Below are 17,339 nucleotides of genomic sequence, written 5' to 3' on the forward strand. Positions count from 1 at the left end.
AGAATTATGGATAGTGGCGCTTTCCGCTATCCGATAGTTGGACTATCTATGATGGGTCGGGGGATTGGCAAGCGCGGAAAGGAAGAACACGCGGTGCGCGTCGGCGAGTTGAGCAGCAGGTCCGGGGTTCCGGTACCGACGATCAAGTTCTATGTACGTGAAGGGCTGCTGCCGGCAGGGCGGCTGACCAGTCCGAACCAGGCGAGTTACGACTCCGGTCACGAACGCAGGCTGCGGCTGATCCGCGCGCTGCTGGATGTCGGCGGGCTCTCGCTGGCCGCCATCGGCGAGGTGCTGCGGGTGGTCGAGGACCCGGAGCAGCCGGTGCACAAGGTGCTGGGCATCGCGGCCAAACGCCTCACCCCGCTGCAAGGGGGCGAGGCGGGGCCCGAGTTGGAGGACGCCCGGGACGAGGTGGCGGAGCTGCTGGTGCGGCGAGGCTGGCGGACCGGGGCGGACGGGCCGGCCGGTGAGTCCCTGGCCGAGGTGATCGTGGCGCTGCGGCGGGCCGGGCACGGCGGCTTCGTCGAACTGCTCGACGACTACGCGGCAGCTGCCGAGGCGGTCGCGCGGGCCGACCTCGACTACGTGGGGCGGCGGGTGGCGCGCGAGGACCTGGTGGAGAGCGTGGTCGTGGGCACGGTGCTGGGGGAGGCGATGTTCGGTGCGCTGCGGCGGCTCGCTCAGACGGACGCGTCCGCGCGCGCGTACGACGGCGACCGCGGTGCGGGCGCGCCGGCCGGTCCGGGCGACAAGGGCCACGAGGGCGACGGGAGTGGCGCGAGCCACGAGGGTGACGCGCGCGGTGAGTCCGGCGCGAGTGGCGCGAGCGACGAAGGCGACGCGCGCGGCGAGGTGGGCGGGAGCGGTGAGGGCGTGGAGGTGCCGGGCGCCGGTGGGTGAGGCGGTGGCCCGGACGCGGGTATGCCCCGGCCGGGGGCCGGGGCATACCCGCGTGATCCGGTGTTACGCGGCGCGCTCCTGCTCGCGCTCCACCTGTGCGTTCCACTCGCGCTTGACCGAGCGCCAGGCGTCGTCGTTCTGACCGAGCCGCCAGTAGCCCGAGATCGACAGCTGGGGGAGCGGGATCCCGCGGTCCAGGCGCAGATGGCGGCGGATCTCCTTCACGAAGCCCGCCTCGCCGTGGACGAACGCCTGGACCTCGCCCGCGGGGAACTCCAGCCCCTTCACGGCGGCGGTCAGCGCCTCGCCGACCGGGCGGTCCCCGCGGTGCAGCCAGGTCACCCCGACGCCGTCCGGCGTCACGAGCTTCTGCTCCTCCGAGGCGTCCGCCACCTCGACGAACGCGTGCACCACCGCACCCGCCGGCATCTGCTCCAGGGCCGCCGCGATGGCCGGCAGCGCGCTCTCGTCGCCCACCAGCAGGTGCCAGTCCGCCGAGGCGTCCGGGCCGTAGCCGCCGCCGGGGCCCAGGAAGGTCACCTGGTCGCCCGGGGCCGCACGCAGCGCCCAGGGCCCGGCGAGGCCCTCGTCGCCGTGGACCACGAAGTCGATCGCCAGCTCACGGGTGGCCGGATCCCAGGAACGCACGGTGTACGTACGGGTCGTGGGCCACAGCTCGCGCGGCTGCTCCTCGCGGATGCGGGCCATGTCGAAGGGGTGCGCGTAGTCGGCGCCCTCGGGGGCGAAGCAGAGCTTGACGTAGTGGTCGGTGAAACCGGCGAGTTCGAAGCCGGCGAGGCCCTCACCGCCGAGCACAACGCGCACCATGTGCGGGGTGATCCGCTCGGTGCGCAGCACCTGGGCCCCCTGCGCCTGGGGTGCCTGCCGCGCCGGTCGTTCTGCCACGAGGTTCTCCCTGCTCCGATTGCTTAGGCTTACCTAAGCTAGCACCTCAGCCGTGCAGAGTGGAGAGCAGGCGCTGCACCGCTCCACCCAGTCCCCACCGCTTGGCGAGGGCTTCGAGGGCGGCGGGATCACGCGGCCCGGCGGGCAGCGCGGGGTCGAATTCCGGCAGCGGTACGTCCCCGGCGACCCGGACCACCTTCGGCGCGACGGCCACGTAGCCCCTGGCCTCGTCGAGCCGCTTGCGCTGCGACGGCGTCAGCCGGGACTTCGGGTCGTCGACGGCGGCCATGATCCCGGCCAGATCGCCGAAGGCGTCCAGCAGCTTCGCCGCGGTCTTCTCGCCGATGCCGGGGACGCCCGGCAGTCCGTCGCTCGGGTCGCCGCGCAACAGGGCCAGGTCGACGTAGCCGGAGCCGTCCACCCCGTACTTCTCCCGCAGCCACGCCTCGTCCGTCAGCTGGAGCGAGCCGACGCCCTTCAGCGGGTAGAGCACCCGCACCCCGCGTGCGTCGTCGACCAGCTGGTAGAGGTCCCGGTCGCCGGTGACGATGTCCACCGGGCCGGTGGCCAGGCCGGTGAGCGTGCCGATCACATCGTCCGCCTCGTAACCCGCGACGCCGACCCGGGCGATCCCGAGCGCATCGAGCACGTCCTCGATGACCGGTACCTGCGGGGCCAGGGTGTCGGGGGTCTCCTCCTCGTCGGGCAGCCCCTCGGAGGTCTCCACCGCGACCCGGTGCGCCTTGTACGAGGGGATCAGCTCGACCCGCCAGTGCGGACGCCAGTCCGCGTCCATGCAGGCCACCAGGTCGTCCGGACGGTGGTCCTGCACCAGGCGCCCGATGAAGTCGAGCAGCCCGCGTACGGCGTTGACCGGTGTCCCGTCCGGGGCGCGCACCGAGTCGGGAACCCCGAAGTAGGCGCGGTAGTAGAGGGAGGCGGTGTCGAGGAGCATCAGGCGTCGCGTCACACCCCGATGATGCCGCACGCCACTGACACCGGCCGCCCATGACGCCGTACGCACATGACACCGAGGTGAAGGAGCGGACATGGCACCGGGGTGAAGGGGTGGACAACACCGGCCATCGAACAAATGTGACCTGGACCACTCTTGTGTTTGGGTTGTGTAAGCGGGGGCAGGCGCGCAGCCGGAGCGGATCACGTACCGGTTTCAACCAGTGCACGTGCCATGCGGGCAGAATCCGCGCCGCTCCACGGTCTGCCGGAGGGGGTGGCAGACCGTTTTTCGGTTCAACCCGCGAGGTGTATGTGTCAAGGCTGCAAGCTGAACGCTTGTACAAAGTGTTCGGCAGACGACCCGATCAAGCCGTGCAGAAGCTCGAAGGCGGCGCCGACCGCGACGAGCTGCGCGCCGACGGAACGACCGCAGCGGTGATCGACGCCTCGTTCACCGTCGAACCGGGGCAGATCTTCGTCGTGATGGGTCTGTCCGGGTCCGGAAAGTCCACGTTGCTGCGCATGCTCAACGGACTCCTGGAGCCCACTGCCGGACGCGTGCTCTTCGACGGCCAGGACCTGACCGCCCTGAGCCCCGCCGAACTGCGACACGTCCGGTCCACCAAGATCAGCATGGTGTTCCAGCACTTCGCGCTCTTTCCCCACCGCAGCGTGCTGGAGAACGCCGCGTACGGCCTGGAAGTGCAGGGCGTACCGCGTGCCGAGCGCGAGAAGCGCGCCGCCGAGGCGCTGGAGCTGACCGGCCTGGCCGGCTGGGAGAAGTCCTGGCCCGACGAGCTGTCCGGCGGCATGCAGCAGCGCGTCGGCCTGGCCCGCGCCCTGGCCACCGACGCCGACCTGCTGCTGATGGACGAGTCCTTCAGCGCGCTCGACCCGCTGATCCGCCGCGACATGCAGGACCAGCTGCTCGAACTGCAGAAGCGGCTGAAGAAGACCATTGTCTTCATCACCCACGACCTCAACGAGGCCATGCGCCTCGGCGACCGTATCGCCGTGATGCGCGACGGGAAGATCGTCCAGCTCGGCACCGCCGAGGACATTCTCGTCACCCCGGCCAACGACTACGTCGCCTCCTTCACCCAGGACGTCGACCGGACCCGGGTGCTGACCGCGGGCGCCATCATGGCCGAGCCGCACACCGTCATGGGCACCAGCACGGACGACGGCAAGGAGCTGCGCACCGCCGCCGACGTGCTCGCGGCCGCCCCGGCCACCGTCACCGAGTCCACGCCGATCATCGAGCTGTTCACGCCCTGCTCGCAGAGCGGGGTCGCGGTCGCCGTGACCGACGCCAAGGGCAAGCTCGTCGGTGTCGTCCCGCGCGCCCGGCTGCTCGCCGTGCTCGGTGAGCCGATGACCCCCGCCGAGGCTCCGAAGGACATCCGGACCGGCGCGACCGTCACGAAGAAGGTGGCCAGTGTTTAGGCTCCCTCTCGGTGACTGGGTCGACTCCGCCGTCGACTGGCTCCAGACCCATCTCGCCTGGCTGTTCGACGCGATCAGCTCCATAGTCAGCAACATGTTCGACGGCATAGCCGCCGTTCTCTCCGCCCCCGCCCCGCTGCTCTTCGCGGGCATCGTCGCGGTCATCGCCTGGTGGCTGCGCGGTCTGCTGGCCGGTGTGCTCGCCTTCGTGGGCTTCGCCGTCATCGACTCCGTCGAGCTGTGGGACGAGGCGATGGACACCCTCACCCTGGTGCTCGTCGCCACCATCATCGCGCTGGTGCTGGCCGTACCGCTGGGCATCTGGGCGTCCCGCTCGAAGACCGTCAGCGCGGTGACCCGGCCGGTCCTGGACTTCATGCAGACCATGCCCGCCATGGTCTATCTGATCCCCGGCGTCATCTTCTTCGGCGTCGGCGTGGTGCCCGGCATCATCGCCACCATCATCTTCTCGCTGCCTCCGGGCGTCCGGATGACCGAACTCGGCATCCGCCAGGTCGACGGCGAGCTCGTCGAAGCGGCCGAGGCGTTCGGCACCACCAAGCGCAACACCCTGCTGCGGGTCCAGCTGCCGCTGGCGCTGCCCACGATCATGGCGGGCATCAACCAGGTCATCATGCTGGGCCTGTCCATGGTGGTCATCGCCGGCATGGTCGGCGGCGGCGGCCTCGGTGGCGCCGTCTACCGCGCCATCGGCAACGTGGACGTCGGCCTCGGCTTCGAGGCGGGCATCTCCATCGTCATCGTGGCGATGTACCTGGACCGGATGACCGGCGCGCTCGGCCGAGAGGTCTCCCCGCTGGCCCGTCGCGCGCTCGCCAAGACGCAGGCGATGGCCGGCGGCCTGAAGATCTGGAACCACCGCCCGCAGCCCGTGGTCGCGGTCTCCGGCGTGGTCGTCCTCGCGCTCGTCGCGGGCGCCCTGGGGATCTTCGGCTCCTCCGGCTCGGACGGGAAGAAGAACACCGCCGACGGTTCGGACATCGGCGCGGGCAAGAAGATCAGCATGGGTTACATCCCGTGGGACGAGGGCATCGCCTCCACCTTCCTCTGGAAGGAGATGCTGGAACGGCGCGGCTTCGAGGTCGACGTCAAGCAGTACGAGGCCGGCGCGCTCTACACCGGTATGGCCAACGGGCAGATCGACTTCGAGACCGACTCCTGGCTCCCGGTCACCCACGCCAGCTACTGGAAGAAGTACAAGGACGACCTTGAGGACATGGGCTCCTGGTACGGCCCCACCTCGCTGGAGCTGGCCGTCCCGTCGTACGTGAAGGACGTCAAGTCCCTGGACGACCTCAAGGGCAAGGCCTCGCAGTTCAAGGGCCGGATCGTCGGCATCGAGCCGAGCGCCGGTGAGATGGGCCTGCTCAAGGACAAGATCCTGCCGGGCTACGGCCTGGACAAGGAGTACAAGGTCGTCGACGGCTCCACGCCCTCGATGCTGGCCGAGCTCAAGCGCGCGTACGCCAAGAAGGAACCGATCGTCGTTCCGCTCTGGTCGCCGCACTGGGCGTACAACCAGTTCGAGCTCACCAAGCTCAAGGACCCCAAGAACCTCTGGGGCAAGGGCGACGGCATCCACACCCTGGCCCGCAAGGGCTTCTCCGCCGACAACCCCGAGGTCGGCGGCTGGCTCAAGAATTTCAAGATGAGCGAGGACCAGCTCACCAGTCTTGAGGCGCAGATCCAGAAGTCCGGCTCCGGCAAGGAGCAGGAGGCGGTCCGCACCTGGCTGAAGGCCAACCCGGGCGTCGCCGACAAGTGGACCCCGGTCACCAAGGCTGCCGCGTCCAAGGGCGCGAGCGGCAAGGACGAGCGTGACCGCGCCGTCGAGATGGCCTGGTTCCCCTGGGAGGAGGACATCGCCGCCACGTACCTGTGGAAGGCGGTCCTGGAGGAGCGCGGCTACAAGATCAACCTCAAGCAGTTCGAGGTCGGTCCGATGTACACCGCGATGTCGCGCGGTCAGATCGACGTGCAGTTCGACGGCTGGCTGCCGTACACCCAGAAGAACTACTGGGAGAAGTACGGCTCCCGGCTGAGCGACCTCGGCTCCTGGTACGGCCCGACGTCCATCGAGGTAGCGGTGCCCTCCTACGTGAAGGACGTCAAGTCCCTCGCCGACCTCAAGGGCAAGGCATCGCGGTTCAAGGGCCGGATCGTCGGCATCGAGCCGGGCACCGCCACGATGGAGAACCTCAAGAAGAACGTGCTGCCGGAGTACGGCCTGGACAAGGAGTACGAGGTCGTCGACTCCTCGACGCCCGGCATGCTCGCCGAGCTGAAGCGCGCGTACGCCAAGAAGGAGCCCATCGCGGTACTGCTCTGGACCCCGCACTGGGCGTACAGCGAGTACTCCATGACCAAGCTGGAGGACCCCGAGAAGGCCTTCGGCGACGGTGACCGGCTGCACACCATCGCGGCCGAGGACTTCCCGAAGAACTACCCGCAGCTGACGAAGTGGTTCAAGAACTTCAAGCTGAGCGAGGACCAGCTCGCCGGCCTGGAGAACCAGATCCAGAAGCACGGAACGGGCCACGAGGAAGAAGCGGTGAAGGCCTGGATGGCAACGAATCCGGGCATCGTGGACAAGATGGCTCCGCAGTAGGGCTTCTCGCAGGCCCCGAAGCACCGGAAAGGGTGGGCACCGCCGACGGCGGGCCCGCCCTTTCGGGGCTCTCGGACGTTCACCATCCGGCCGACCTTTCGCAACCGTATGCGTAATGTGCTGGCAGCCGGAAGGATGGCGAGTCGGGAGGGAGCCGGACATGGACGAGAAGGAAGCACTCCGCGTGGGCGCCGCGGTCCGCCGGAGGCGCAGAACCCTGGGGCTCACGCTGGCCGCGGTGGCGGGCCGCAGTGGTCTGTCCGTGCCGTTCCTCAGCCAGATCGAGAACGAGCGGGCCAGGCCCAGCGCCCGGTCGCTGGACCGGGTCGCCGAAGCCCTGGAGACCACCGCCGCACGGCTGCGCGCCGCCGCGGACTCGGCGCGCGCCGTCGATGTCGTGCGGGCCGGCGAGGGCGACGGCGTACGCAGGGTGGTGCGCGGCCGCCATCAGCTCAGCGCCCTGGAGTTCACCGGGGAACTCGACCTCGGGCGCGAGTTCCAGCACCGCAACGACGAGGTGATGTACGTGGCGCAGGGCGCCGCCGAGGTCGAGGCCGAGGGTCAGGCGTACCGGCTGGAACAGGGCGACACCCTCTTCCTGTCCGGCGGGGTGCGGCACCGCTGGCGGGCCACGGTGCCCGGCACCCGGCTGCTGGTCGTCGCGGTCGCCGAGCACATCGACGCCACCTACGACCCGCGCCGCTGAGAGGAGCCCGTCGTGCGCGTCGTCTCCCTGGTCCCCTCGCTCACCGAGGCCGTCGCCGTCACCGCGCCCGGCCTGCTGGTCGGCGCCACCGACTGGTGCACCCACCCGGCCGGGCTGGCCGCGACGAGGATCGGCGGGACCAAGAATCCCGACGTGGCCGCGGTCCTCGCGCTGGGGCCCGATCTGGTCGTGGCCAACGAGGAGGAGAACCGCGAGCCTGACCTCGCGGCGCTCCGGGCTGCCGGGACCGAGGTGCTCGTCACGAGGATCCGCACCCTCGACCAGGCCTTCGAGGAGCTGGACAGGCTCCTGGTCACCGCCTGCGGGCTGACCAGGCCGGGCTGGCTGGACGAGGCCGAGGCGGCCTGGGCCGCGCTGCCGCCGCCCCGTGCGCCGCGCCGTGCGATCGTGCCGGTCTGGCGCAGGCCCTGGATGGTGCTGGGCCGCGACACCTTCGCCGGGGACCTGCTGGCCCGGCTCGGCGTCGAGAACGTGTACGCGGACCACGCCGAGCGCTATCCCCGTATCCCGCTCGACGTCCTCGCAGCGGTGGGCGCCGACCTGGTCGTCCTGCCCGACGAGCCGTACCGCTTCACCACGGACGACGGGCCCGAGGCCTTCCCCGCCCTGCCCGCCGCGCTCGTCGACGGACGGTACCTCACGTGGTACGGGCCGTCACTGGTGCGGGCGCCTGCGGCGCTGCGAGCAGCGCTCCGCTGAACAGCCCGCGCAGCGTCCGCACCCCGGCCACCGCCCAGGCCGCCACCAGCAGGACGTACAGCGCGACGGCCAGCCAGGTGTACGCGGTGAGCCCGGTGTGCCGGGCCAGTCCGGCGGCGCCCGTGACACACGTACCGACGGGGAAGGTGAAGCCCCACCACGTCATGCCGAAGGTCATTCCGTTGCGTGCGGCCCGCACCACCAGCGCGACGGCCAGCGCCAGCCACAGCAGCGCGAAGCCCATCACCGGCACCCCGTACAGCACGGCGAACACCTTGAGCCCCGAGGCGTACGGCGCCCCGATCGCACCCTGTGCCACATCGGCGAGCTGGTTGACCGCGGTCGTCGACTGGCCGAGCGGGCCGAGGACCAGGAACAGCGTGGGCGTCAGCGCGAGCGGCAGCGGCCCCTGGTGGACGAGCCGGGCGAAGATCAGCGGCAGCATCACCAGCGTGGCCAGCAGGCTCAGACCGAACATCGCGTAGCAGGCCAGCAGCATCGCCTCCCGCCACTGACCGGCCGGCAGCTCGGGCACCAGCAGCGGGCCCAGAGCCGCGGAGACCATCGGCGCCACCACCGGCAGCAGCCACACCGGCGACGCGGTGCCGGGCTCGATCCGGTGGCGTACGACCATCAGATACGGGATCGCGACCGCGGCGGCCAGCCCGATCAGCGTGCCCGCCGTGTACAGCACCACGTCCAGGGCGAGCGCCGCCCGATGCCCGATCACGTCCTGGCCGACCACCATCGACGCACCGCCGACCGCCAGCAGGGCCATCGACAGACAGCCGTAGAACGGGGCGACGGCCGGGTCGAGCAGATGACTGCGGGCCTGGTCGCGGTGGGCGATCCAGTGCCCGGTCCGGGCCGCGAGCACCGCGACGAGCGCGACCGCCGCGAGCACCCACACCACCGTGCAGGCGGCCCGCAGCCCCGGCACGTGCACGGGCAGCGCGACACCCGCGCTCGCGACGATCGAGGTGCCCATCACCGCCGCGTACCAGTTGGGGCCGAGATACCGCAGAGCAGGCAACCGCTCGGCGGCCGGTACCGGGGTCGAGGGCTGCCGGGTCTGATTCGACTGCCGTGCCTGCTGCGTCTGCGGAAAGATGGCCATGCCACGATTTTCGCGGCGGGGGCCGGGCCCCACCAGGGAGTCCGGGTCTATGAGGTCATAAAGTGGCCTTATGGCCGGAGAAGCACATGTCCCTCTCTCCCACCGGATCCCCGATCTCGGAGCGCTGGAACTCCTGCTCGCCGTCGCCCGGCACGGCAGCCTGGGGCGCGCCGCCCGTGACGTCGGCGTCACCCAGCCCGCCGCCAGCAGCCGGATCCGCTCCATGGAACGGCAGCTCGGCGTGGCCCTGCTGGACCGCTCACCGCGCGGCTCCCGGCTCACCGACGCGGGCGCGCTGGTAACCGACTGGGCGCGCAGGATCATCGAGGCGGCCGAGGCCTTCGACGCCGGTGCGCAGGCGCTGCGCGACCGGCGGGACTCCAGGCTGCGGGTCGCCGCCTCCATGACCATCGCCGAGTACCTGCTGCCCGGCTGGCTGATAGCGCTGCGCGCCCAGCGGCCGGACACGGCGGTCTCGCTGCTGGCCGGGAACTCGGCGGCGGTGGCGGGCCGGCTGCTGGTCGGCGAGGCCGACCTCGGATTCGTGGAGGGCCTGTCCGTACCGGAAGGGCTCGACGGCACGGTCATCGCCCACGACCGCCTCGTCGTCGTGGTCGCCCCGTCCCATGCCTGGGCCCGCCGCATGACGCCCCTCACCCCGCAGGAACTGGCCGCGACCCCCCTGATCCTGCGCGAACACGGCTCCGGCACCCGTCAGGTCCTGGACGCGGCCCTCGCCGTGCACGGCGGCCTCGCCCAGCCGCTGCTCGAACTCTCCTCCACGACCGCGGTGAAGGGAGCGGCGGAGAGTGGCGCCGGGCCGTGCGTCCTGAGCGAACTGGCGCTCGGTGAGGAGCTGTCCGCGCGGCGCCTGGTCAAGGTCCCGGTCGCCGGAGTACGCCTGCGACGCCAGCTGCGCGCGGTCTGGCCCTCGGGCCACCGCCCGACGGGACCGGCCCGCGATCTGCTGTCACTGACCGGACGGGACGGCTGACCGGCCGCGAATGCGATGGCGGGCGCCCGGGTCCGTGGCGAAGAATGCGCGGATGGATGTGATCGCTCCACCCGCCACCGGCGTCCGGCACCACTGGGCCGACCTCCCCATGCCCGTCCGCGACGCCGTCGAGGACATCCTCGGCGCCCGGGTCGTCGAAACACACAGCCAGAGCGGCGGGTTCTCGCCGGGCGTCGCAGCCCGCGTCCGGCTCGCGGACGGACGGCGCGCGTTCGTCAAGGCGGTGAGCGCCGAGTCGAATCCCGGCAGCCCCGACCTGCACCGCGCCGAGGCCCGGCACACCGCGGCGCTCCCGCCCGGCATCCCCGCGCCCCGGCTGCTCGGCTCCTACGACGACGGCACCCACGTCGCCCTGGTCCTGGAGGACATCGAGGGCCGCCAGCCCCGGATCCCCTGGGACGCCGCCGAACTGGACCGGGTCCTCACGGCGGTCGGCGAGCTGGGCGCGGCCCTGACCCCGGCGCCGATCGACGCGCCCGCCGCGGCCGACCGCAAGGCCAGGATGTTCAGCGGCTGGCGGGCCCTGCTGGCCGATGGCGAAACCGGCCGGCTCGACCCGTGGGCGGCCCGCAATCTCGGTCTCCTCGCGGAACTGGAGTCGGGCTGGGCGGAGCCGGCCACCGGCGACAGCCTCGCCCACAGTGACCTGCGGGCCGACAACATCCTGCTCACCGAGGACCGGGTGGTCTTCGTCGACTGGCCGCACGCGCTGCGCACCACCCCCTGGTTCGACCTGCTGGCGATGCTGCCGTGCGTGGCGGCACAGGGCGGCCCCGACCCCGAGGCCGTCTTCACCGCCCACCCGCTGGGCCGGGACGCCGACCCGGCGGGAGTGACGACGCTGCTCACCGCGCTGACCGGCTATTTCGTGGCGGCTTCGCTGAAGCCCGCCCCGCCCGGCCTCCCGACGCTGAGGGCCTTCCAGGAGGCCCAGGGAGCGGCGGCGCTGCGATGGCTGCGCGGCAGACTCGGGAACGCCGCACGCTGAGACGGCGCCCGCGGACGGTGCCCGGGACAGCCGCGGGCAATGGTGAGGGACGAGACCTTTGCGTCCCTCCCGGGCACCGCACCGCGGCGGCCGGGAATCAGGTCAGGAACCCGCGCAACAGCGCGGCCGTACCCGCGCAGTGCTCGCGCATGACCGCGCGCGCGGCCTCCCCGTCCCCGTCGAGGACCGCCTCGACGAGGCTGGTGTGCTGGTGCTGGGAATGCTCAAGGTTGCGCACCAGCAGCGGTATGCAGTCCAGCAGGTCGTTCAGCGTGGCCCGGACGGCCGCGTACTGCGTGGTCAGCGACGCGGACCCGGAGAGCTCGGCCAGGGTCAGATGGAGCAGGGTGTCGCGCCTGCGGTAGTCCTGCAGAGGTGCCTCGTGAGTCGCCGCCAGGGCCGTACGCAACCGGCCCGCGCCCTCGTCGTCGAGCCCCCGCGCGGCACACAGCTCGGCCGCCCCGGCCTCCAGCACCTCGCGGAAGCGCAGCACGTCCTCGATGTCGACGGAGGCGATCCTCCGGCGCAGTTCGTCCTCGCCGGGGCTGCCGGTGCGCCGCAGCACGAACGTGCCGCCGTACCGGCCGCGCCTGCTCTCCACCAGGCCCTGGTCCTGGAGGACCTTCAGCACCTCGCGCAGGGTGACCCGGCTGATCCCCAGCAGCTCGGCGAGATCGCGCTCGGCCGGCAGCCGCCCGCCGCCCGGCACCAGCCCGAGCCTGATCACCTGGAGGATCTGCTCCAGCGCCTCCTCGAAGCCGTTCCCCGCCCGGACGGGCCGCAGTACGGGCATCAGGCGGTCGATGAACTCGCTTTCCCCGGCCACGCCCCGTTCCCCTTCCAGGCCGACGGCCGACCGTCCATGGCCGGCCATCAATGGTTGAGCATCACACCTTAAGCTCACCTTAAGTCCTCCGTCCGGCCCGATGCGGGGCGTCCCCGGACGTACCGGTCACCGCCCGCCGGATGAATCGGACAGTCGGACAATCGGCGGGCCGGTGCCGGTGGCCGAACCCTAGAGTGTGGGGATGAGCAACGCGACACCACCCGGCTGGTATCCGGACGCCGCGGCACCGGGCACCGACCGCTGGTGGGACGGCACCGCGTGGACCGCGCACACCCGTCCGGCCGCCGCGCCCCAGGTGTTCGGCCCGCCGGAACCGGTCGTCACCGCTCCCCGGGACTTCCGTGCCGGGCCGGTCGCCACCGCATCGGGCGCCGGCGCTGCCGGCCGGGGCGCCACCCGGATCGTCGCGCTCGCCGTGGCCGGGCTGATCGTCGTCGGCGCCGCCGTCACCGGAGCCGTCCTGCTCGGCAGGGACGACGACGGCGGACGGCCCGAGGCCGGACCGGGCGGCTCCGTGACGCCCACCACCACCGTGACGGACACCCCGTCGCCCACCCGCTCACCGGCCGAGGACGACCCGGAGGTCCTCGTCGACCAGCTCAACGGCATCACCCTGCCGATCCCCGACGGCTGGGAGAAGCCCGACCGGACCGTCGAACCGGTGCTCACCATGCGCACCGTCAACTCCTACGCCTGCCCCGGCAGTTCCTCCGACTTCTGCTACCACGGCACGGTCACCAGCCGCACCGCGAGCGCCACCGACATCACCTCGGCGGAGGAACTCGCCAAGCACGACATCGCCACCGCCGCCGACGGCGCCTACGAGAAGAACATCGTCGGCGAGCGGATCCACGGCGGCATCCTGTCCCACAAGGTGCTCGACTCCGCGTCCGTGAGCGTCGCCGGGCGGGCCGGCTACCAGGTGCGCTGGCGGGTCGCGACGGGCAAGGGGCCCGGCGGATACGTGCAGTCGCTCGTCTTCCCGTCCACGGTCGGCGGCGAGTCGCTGATCATCGTGCGCTACGCCTTCGACGCGGGCCCCGACGGACCGCCGCTCTCGCTCATGGACACCATCACCAAGGCGATCCGGCCGATCGGCGACAGCGCGACGAGCGGCGGGGCGGGCAGCTCGATCGCGCCCTGACACGGGCCGCCCGGCTCAGAGGAACGTACGGCCCTCGCCCCGGTACGTCGGCGCCGTCGCGGTCACCCGGTCGCCCTCGATCAGCTGCAACTCGTCGAAACGCTCGCACAGTTCCCCGGCCTTCGCGTGCCGGAACCACACCTTGTCACCGATCAGCAGATCGTCGGCCGGGGCGCCGAGCAGCGGGGTCTGCACCTCGCCGGGCCCCTCCTGCGGGTCGTAACGCAGCCCCTCCGGCAGATACGGGACGGGCAGCCGGTCGGGGCCCGCCGGGCCGGACGCCGGATAGCCGCCACCGAGAACCGTCACCACCCCCACACCGGGCCGGCGCACCACCGGATGGGCGAACAGCGCCGCCGGACGGGCCGTGAACGACGTGTAGTTGTCGAACAGCCTCGGTACGTAGAGCCCCGACCCGGCCGCGATCTCGGTCACCGCGCGCTCGGCCGCCGTGTGCTGCACACTGCCCGTGCCGCCGCCGTTCACGAACTCCAGGTCCGGCGCCACCGCCCGTACCGCACGCACCACTTCGGCCCGCCGGACGGCCAGTTCCCGGCGGCCGGCGGCCTGCATCAGCCGGACCGCCCGGGAGCGCAACGGCTTGCCCACGACAAAATCCCCGACCCCGGCGATATGACCCTCGTACGCCATCAGGCCCACCAGCCGGAATCCCGGCCGCCGCGCCACCGAGCGTGCCAGCTCGGCCAGTTGGGCTGGGGAGCGGAGCGGGGAGCGCAGGGCGCCGACCCTGACCCGGCCGCCGAACAGCTGGAGCGAGGTGTCCAGCTCCAGGCAGACCCGGATCTCCTCGCCGCCACCCGCCCGCGCCGCGTCGATCAGCTCCAGCTGAGCGTGGTCGTCGACCATCACCGTCACCGCGGCGGCCAGCTTCGGATCGGCGGCCAGCTCGGCGAGGGCGGCCCGGTCGGCCGTCGGATAGGCCAGCAGTACGTCCTCGAACCCGGCCCGCGCCAGCCACAGCGACTCCGCCAGCGTGAACGACATGATCCCGGCGAAACCGGGCCGGGCGAGCACCCGCTCCAGCAGGGCCCGGCAGCGCACCGACTTGCTCGCCACCCGGATCGGCTTCCCGGCCGCCCGGCGGACGAGGTCATCGGCATTGGCGTCGAACGCGTCGAGATCGACGACGGCTATCGGGGCGTCCAGATGGGCGGTGGCCCGGTTGTAACGGGTCCGGTCAGCGGCACGGGCAGTCATGGCCGCAGCTTGCCAGACGTCCGTACCGCTGGGTAGGGGGATGATCTGGGCAGATCGTCCGGGACGGGGTGCCGCCCGCTCCCACCGGGGCCTTCCCACCCCGTAGAGTGACGGCACGCGGCAACCAACGGGCCTGCCTGTTACGTCGATCCGCGCACGGTACGGAACGGGACCAGGGGGGCGGATGAGTACCGAGGCGCAGCGCGCTCCTGTCCCGCCCCGCCCCACGACCCCGCCGGCAACGTCCCCGGCGCTTCCGTCACCTCCGGTGCACGACCCGGCAGTTGCTTCCGCGACTCCGGAAGGCGCACCCGTTCCGGCGAGCCGGAGCACAACACCGCCCGCGGCGGCCGTCCCGCCCGTGGAGACCACGGCCCGGCTGCGGCCGGTGCCCCCGGCCCCCACCCCCGACGTGCCGGCCACCGACGCGCCGGCCCCCACCGCTCCGCCCACCCCCGACGCGCCCGCGCCCGCCGCAGCTCCGCCGGTCACCACTGCGCCCGCGCCCCCCTCTCCGCCGGTCACTACCACGGCCGCGCCTCCCTCTCCGCCCGTCACCACCGCGCCCGCCGCAGCTCCGCCGCGCCCCGAGCAGCCGCCGGCCGTGACCCGTCGGCGGCCCGTCGGCGCCGTGGACCTCACCCCGCGCCCCGGAGCCGCCCCGCCGCCTGCCGGACCGGCCCCCGTCTTCCCGCACGCCTACCAGCAGCCGCAGCCGCAGCCCCGGCCGTACCTCCCGCCCCGTCCCGAGACGCCCGCCGAGACCACCACCCGGCTGCGCCCGATCCGTACCCGGCACCCCGCCAGGACCGCGGCCGCCGCGGCCTGTGTCGTGCTCGGGCTCGGACTGATCGGCGGCGCGGCCACCGGCGCCTGGCTCACCAGCGACTCCTCGGCCGACGCCGCCGCCCACAGCACCTACACCGTGGGCCGCTCCGCCTGGCACAGCGTCCCCGTGGACACCTTCTTCCCCCGCACCCTGACCGGTGACGGAGCGGGCCCCGGCGGCGCCGACCGGGTCTGGACCCGGATCGCCGTCGCCCCGGACAGCGGCTGCCGGGACGGCCTGGACCCGCTGCTGGCCCGGACCCTCGGCCCGGTCGGCTGCGCCCGCATGCTCCGTGCCACCTACACCGACGCCACCGCCAGCAGCGTCACCACGGTCGGGGTGATCTTCACCGAGGGCGACGAGGCGGCGATGAAGGCGCTGAGCACCCGCTTCACCCGCCAGCACCTCGGCCGGCGCACCGACCTGATGCCCCGCACCTACCCCGTCGAGGGCACGGCCGCCGCCGGATTCGGCGACCGGCAGCGCGCCGGCTGGACCGTCCACGTACTGACCGACGTGCCCGTCGTCGTGTTCGCCGTGTCCGGCTTCGCCGACGGGCGCACCGTCACCGACCCGCAGCCGGCCGACCGGGCCATGGCCGCGAACGCCACGACGGCCGCCGCCCAGGCAGGGCTCGGACACGAGGCCAAGGGCATCGCCGACCGGATCGAGCGCGGTCTGCGCAGGACCGTCACCGACCTCACGGAGAAGCCGGAATGAGCCGCCGCACCCGCCGCCACCGGGCCCTCGGCGCGGTCTGCGCCGCCACCGCGTTCGCGCTGCTGCCCGCGGCACCGGCCAGGGCCGACGCCATCCGGGACCAGCAGTGGGGCCTCCAGGCGCTCCACACCGACCAGGCATGGCGGACCACCAAGGGCCGGGGGATCACCGTCGCCGTCGTCGACACCGGGGTCGACGGCAACCTGCCCGACCTGACCGGCCAAGTGCTGCCCGGCAAGGACATGATCGGCTTCGGTGCCCGCCGGGGCGACCGCTCCTGGGCCCGCCACGGCACCGCGATGGCAGGCATCATCGCGGGACACGGCCATGGAGCCGGGCGCGATGACGGGGTGCTCGGCATCGCGCCCGAGGCGAAGATCCTCCCGGTCCGGGTGATCCTCGAAGCCTCCGACCCGTCCCGCGCCAAGGCCCGGGAGTCACGCGGCACGGCCCTCGCCGACGGCATCCGCTGGGCCGCCGACCACGGTGCCGACGTCATCAACCTCTCGCTCGGCGACGACAGCAAGTCCGCGCACCCCGAGCCGGGCGAGGACGCCGCCATCCAGTACGCGCTGAAGAAGGGGGCCGTCGTCGTCGCCTCCGCGGGCAACGGCGGCGAGAAGGGCGACCACATCTCGTACCCCGCCGCCTACCCCGGCGTGATCGCGGTCGCCGCCGTCGACCGGTACGGCACCCACGCCGCGTTCTCCACCCGCCGCTGGTACGCCACCGTCAGCGCACCCGGGGTCGACATCGTCGTCGCCGCACCCGACCAGCAGTACTACGTGGAGTGGGGCACCTCCGCCGCCTCCGCGTTCGTCTCCGGCGCCGTCGCACTGGTCCGTGCCGCGCACCCCGGGCTGACGCCCGCCCAGATCAAGAAGCTCCTCGCGGACACGGCCCGCGGCGCCCCGGCGTCCGGCCGGGACGACGCCCGCGGGTACGGCATCGTCGACCCCGCCGCGGCCATCGAGGCCGGGGCCGCGCTCCGCCCCGCCGGTCTGCGCGCCGAATCCACCGAGACCGGCTACCAAAAGCGCTACTTCGGCGCCGGCCCCACCCCCGAGCACCACGAGAGCAGCCCCGCGGGCTGGCTCGCGGCCGGCGCGGGCGGTCTCGGAGCCGTGCTGCTGGCCCTGGCCGTGGTGCTCTGGCGGGACAGGGGCCGCGGCCCGGCCACCGTACGGGGCTGAC

At 72.5% G+C, this 17,339-nt stretch carries 15 protein-coding genes; 10 read left to right on the forward strand and 5 right to left on the reverse strand.

Features of this window, described 5'->3' with window-relative positions; genetic code table 11:
* Positions 1-93: 93 nt before the first annotated feature.
* Positions 94-903 (forward strand): MerR family transcriptional regulator, encoded by an 810-nt coding sequence (locus ACFVH0_RS31320; protein WP_385825689.1) that lies wholly within the window; start codon positions 94-96, stop codon positions 901-903.
* A gap of 63 nt (positions 904-966) precedes the next feature.
* On the opposite strand, the gene ACFVH0_RS31325 is transcribed toward ACFVH0_RS31320, so the two are convergent.
* The gene (locus ACFVH0_RS31325; RefSeq protein ID WP_385825691.1) at positions 967-1,809 is read right to left on the reverse strand and encodes a siderophore-interacting protein; all 843 of its coding nucleotides are present in this window, start codon (positions 1,807-1,809) and stop codon (positions 967-969) included.
* A gap of 46 nt (positions 1,810-1,855) precedes the next feature.
* Positions 1,856-2,764 (reverse strand): 5'-3' exonuclease H3TH domain-containing protein, encoded by a 909-nt coding sequence (locus ACFVH0_RS31330; protein WP_385825729.1) that lies wholly within the window; start codon positions 2,762-2,764, stop codon positions 1,856-1,858.
* A gap of 374 nt (positions 2,765-3,138) precedes the next feature.
* Here ACFVH0_RS31330 and ACFVH0_RS31335 point away from each other — a divergent pair, with 374 nt between their 5' ends.
* The 4 genes from ACFVH0_RS31335 to ACFVH0_RS31350 all read left to right on the forward strand — a co-directional run bounded on the left by ACFVH0_RS31335 (position 3,139) and on the right by ACFVH0_RS31350 (position 8,267).
* The gene (locus ACFVH0_RS31335) at positions 3,139-4,212 is read left to right on the forward strand and encodes a glycine betaine/L-proline ABC transporter ATP-binding protein (protein WP_385825693.1); all 1,074 of its coding nucleotides are present in this window, start codon (positions 3,139-3,141) and stop codon (positions 4,210-4,212) included.
* Positions 4,205-6,841: an ABC transporter permease/substrate binding protein gene (locus ACFVH0_RS31340; RefSeq protein WP_385825695.1), complete on the forward strand. Its 2,637-nt coding sequence runs from the start codon at positions 4,205-4,207 to the stop codon at positions 6,839-6,841. Before ACFVH0_RS31335 ends, ACFVH0_RS31340 begins: the two co-directional genes overlap by 8 nt.
* Positions 6,842-7,001: 160 nt before the next feature.
* A complete protein-coding gene (locus tag ACFVH0_RS31345) occupies positions 7,002-7,547 on the forward strand; it encodes a helix-turn-helix domain-containing protein (protein WP_385825697.1) in 546 nt (181 codons plus the stop codon).
* Between the two features lie 12 nt (positions 7,548-7,559).
* Positions 7,560-8,267, forward strand: coding sequence for a helical backbone metal receptor (locus tag ACFVH0_RS31350; RefSeq protein WP_385825699.1), 708 nt, complete (start codon positions 7,560-7,562; stop codon positions 8,265-8,267).
* On the opposite strand, the gene ACFVH0_RS31355 is transcribed toward ACFVH0_RS31350, so the two are convergent.
* Entirely contained in the window at positions 8,206-9,384 is a 1,179-nt protein-coding gene (locus ACFVH0_RS31355) for a TDT family transporter (protein WP_385825701.1), read from the reverse strand. The genes ACFVH0_RS31350 and ACFVH0_RS31355 overlap by 62 nt on opposite strands.
* Positions 9,385-9,454: 70 nt before the next feature.
* Between ACFVH0_RS31355 and ACFVH0_RS31360 the strand changes: the two genes are divergently transcribed.
* Entirely contained in the window at positions 9,455-10,378 is a 924-nt protein-coding gene (locus ACFVH0_RS31360) for a LysR family transcriptional regulator (RefSeq protein WP_385825703.1), read from the forward strand.
* Positions 10,379-10,430: 52 nt separating this feature from the next.
* On the forward strand, positions 10,431-11,387 hold the full coding sequence (locus ACFVH0_RS31365; RefSeq protein ID WP_385825705.1) for a phosphotransferase: 957 nt from the start codon (positions 10,431-10,433) through the stop codon (positions 11,385-11,387).
* A 97-nt stretch (positions 11,388-11,484) separates the two neighbouring features.
* Here ACFVH0_RS31365 and ACFVH0_RS31370 read toward each other — a convergent pair whose 3' ends face one another.
* On the reverse strand, positions 11,485-12,180 hold the full coding sequence (locus ACFVH0_RS31370; RefSeq protein WP_385825731.1) for a FadR/GntR family transcriptional regulator: 696 nt from the start codon (positions 12,178-12,180) through the stop codon (positions 11,485-11,487).
* 235 nt (positions 12,181-12,415) lie between these two features.
* On the opposite strand from ACFVH0_RS31370, the gene ACFVH0_RS31375 reads away from it, so the two are divergent.
* On the forward strand, positions 12,416-13,378 hold the full coding sequence (locus tag ACFVH0_RS31375; protein WP_385825707.1) for a DUF2510 domain-containing protein: 963 nt from the start codon (positions 12,416-12,418) through the stop codon (positions 13,376-13,378).
* Between the two features lie 15 nt (positions 13,379-13,393).
* Here the strand turns inward: ACFVH0_RS31375 and ACFVH0_RS31380 are convergent, their stop codons facing one another.
* Positions 13,394-14,596, reverse strand: a complete 1,203-nt coding sequence (locus ACFVH0_RS31380; protein ID WP_385825709.1) for an amino acid deaminase/aldolase — start codon at positions 14,594-14,596, stop codon at positions 13,394-13,396.
* A 631-nt stretch (positions 14,597-15,227) separates the two neighbouring features.
* Between ACFVH0_RS31380 and ACFVH0_RS31385 the strand changes: the two genes are divergently transcribed.
* Together ACFVH0_RS31385 and mycP are read left to right on the forward strand one after the other, a co-directional pair.
* The gene (locus ACFVH0_RS31385) at positions 15,228-16,145 is read left to right on the forward strand and encodes a hypothetical protein (RefSeq protein WP_385825732.1); all 918 of its coding nucleotides are present in this window, start codon (positions 15,228-15,230) and stop codon (positions 16,143-16,145) included.
* Positions 16,142-17,338 (forward strand): type VII secretion-associated serine protease mycosin, encoded by a 1,197-nt coding sequence (gene mycP, locus ACFVH0_RS31390; RefSeq protein ID WP_385825711.1) that lies wholly within the window; start codon positions 16,142-16,144, stop codon positions 17,336-17,338. The genes ACFVH0_RS31385 and mycP overlap by 4 nt, the downstream gene beginning before the upstream one ends.
* Position 17,339 lies beyond the last annotated feature (1 nt).

Source organism: Streptomyces sp. NPDC127117, from assembly GCF_042677325.1.
GTDB lineage: Bacteria > Actinomycetota > Actinomycetes > Streptomycetales > Streptomycetaceae > Streptomyces.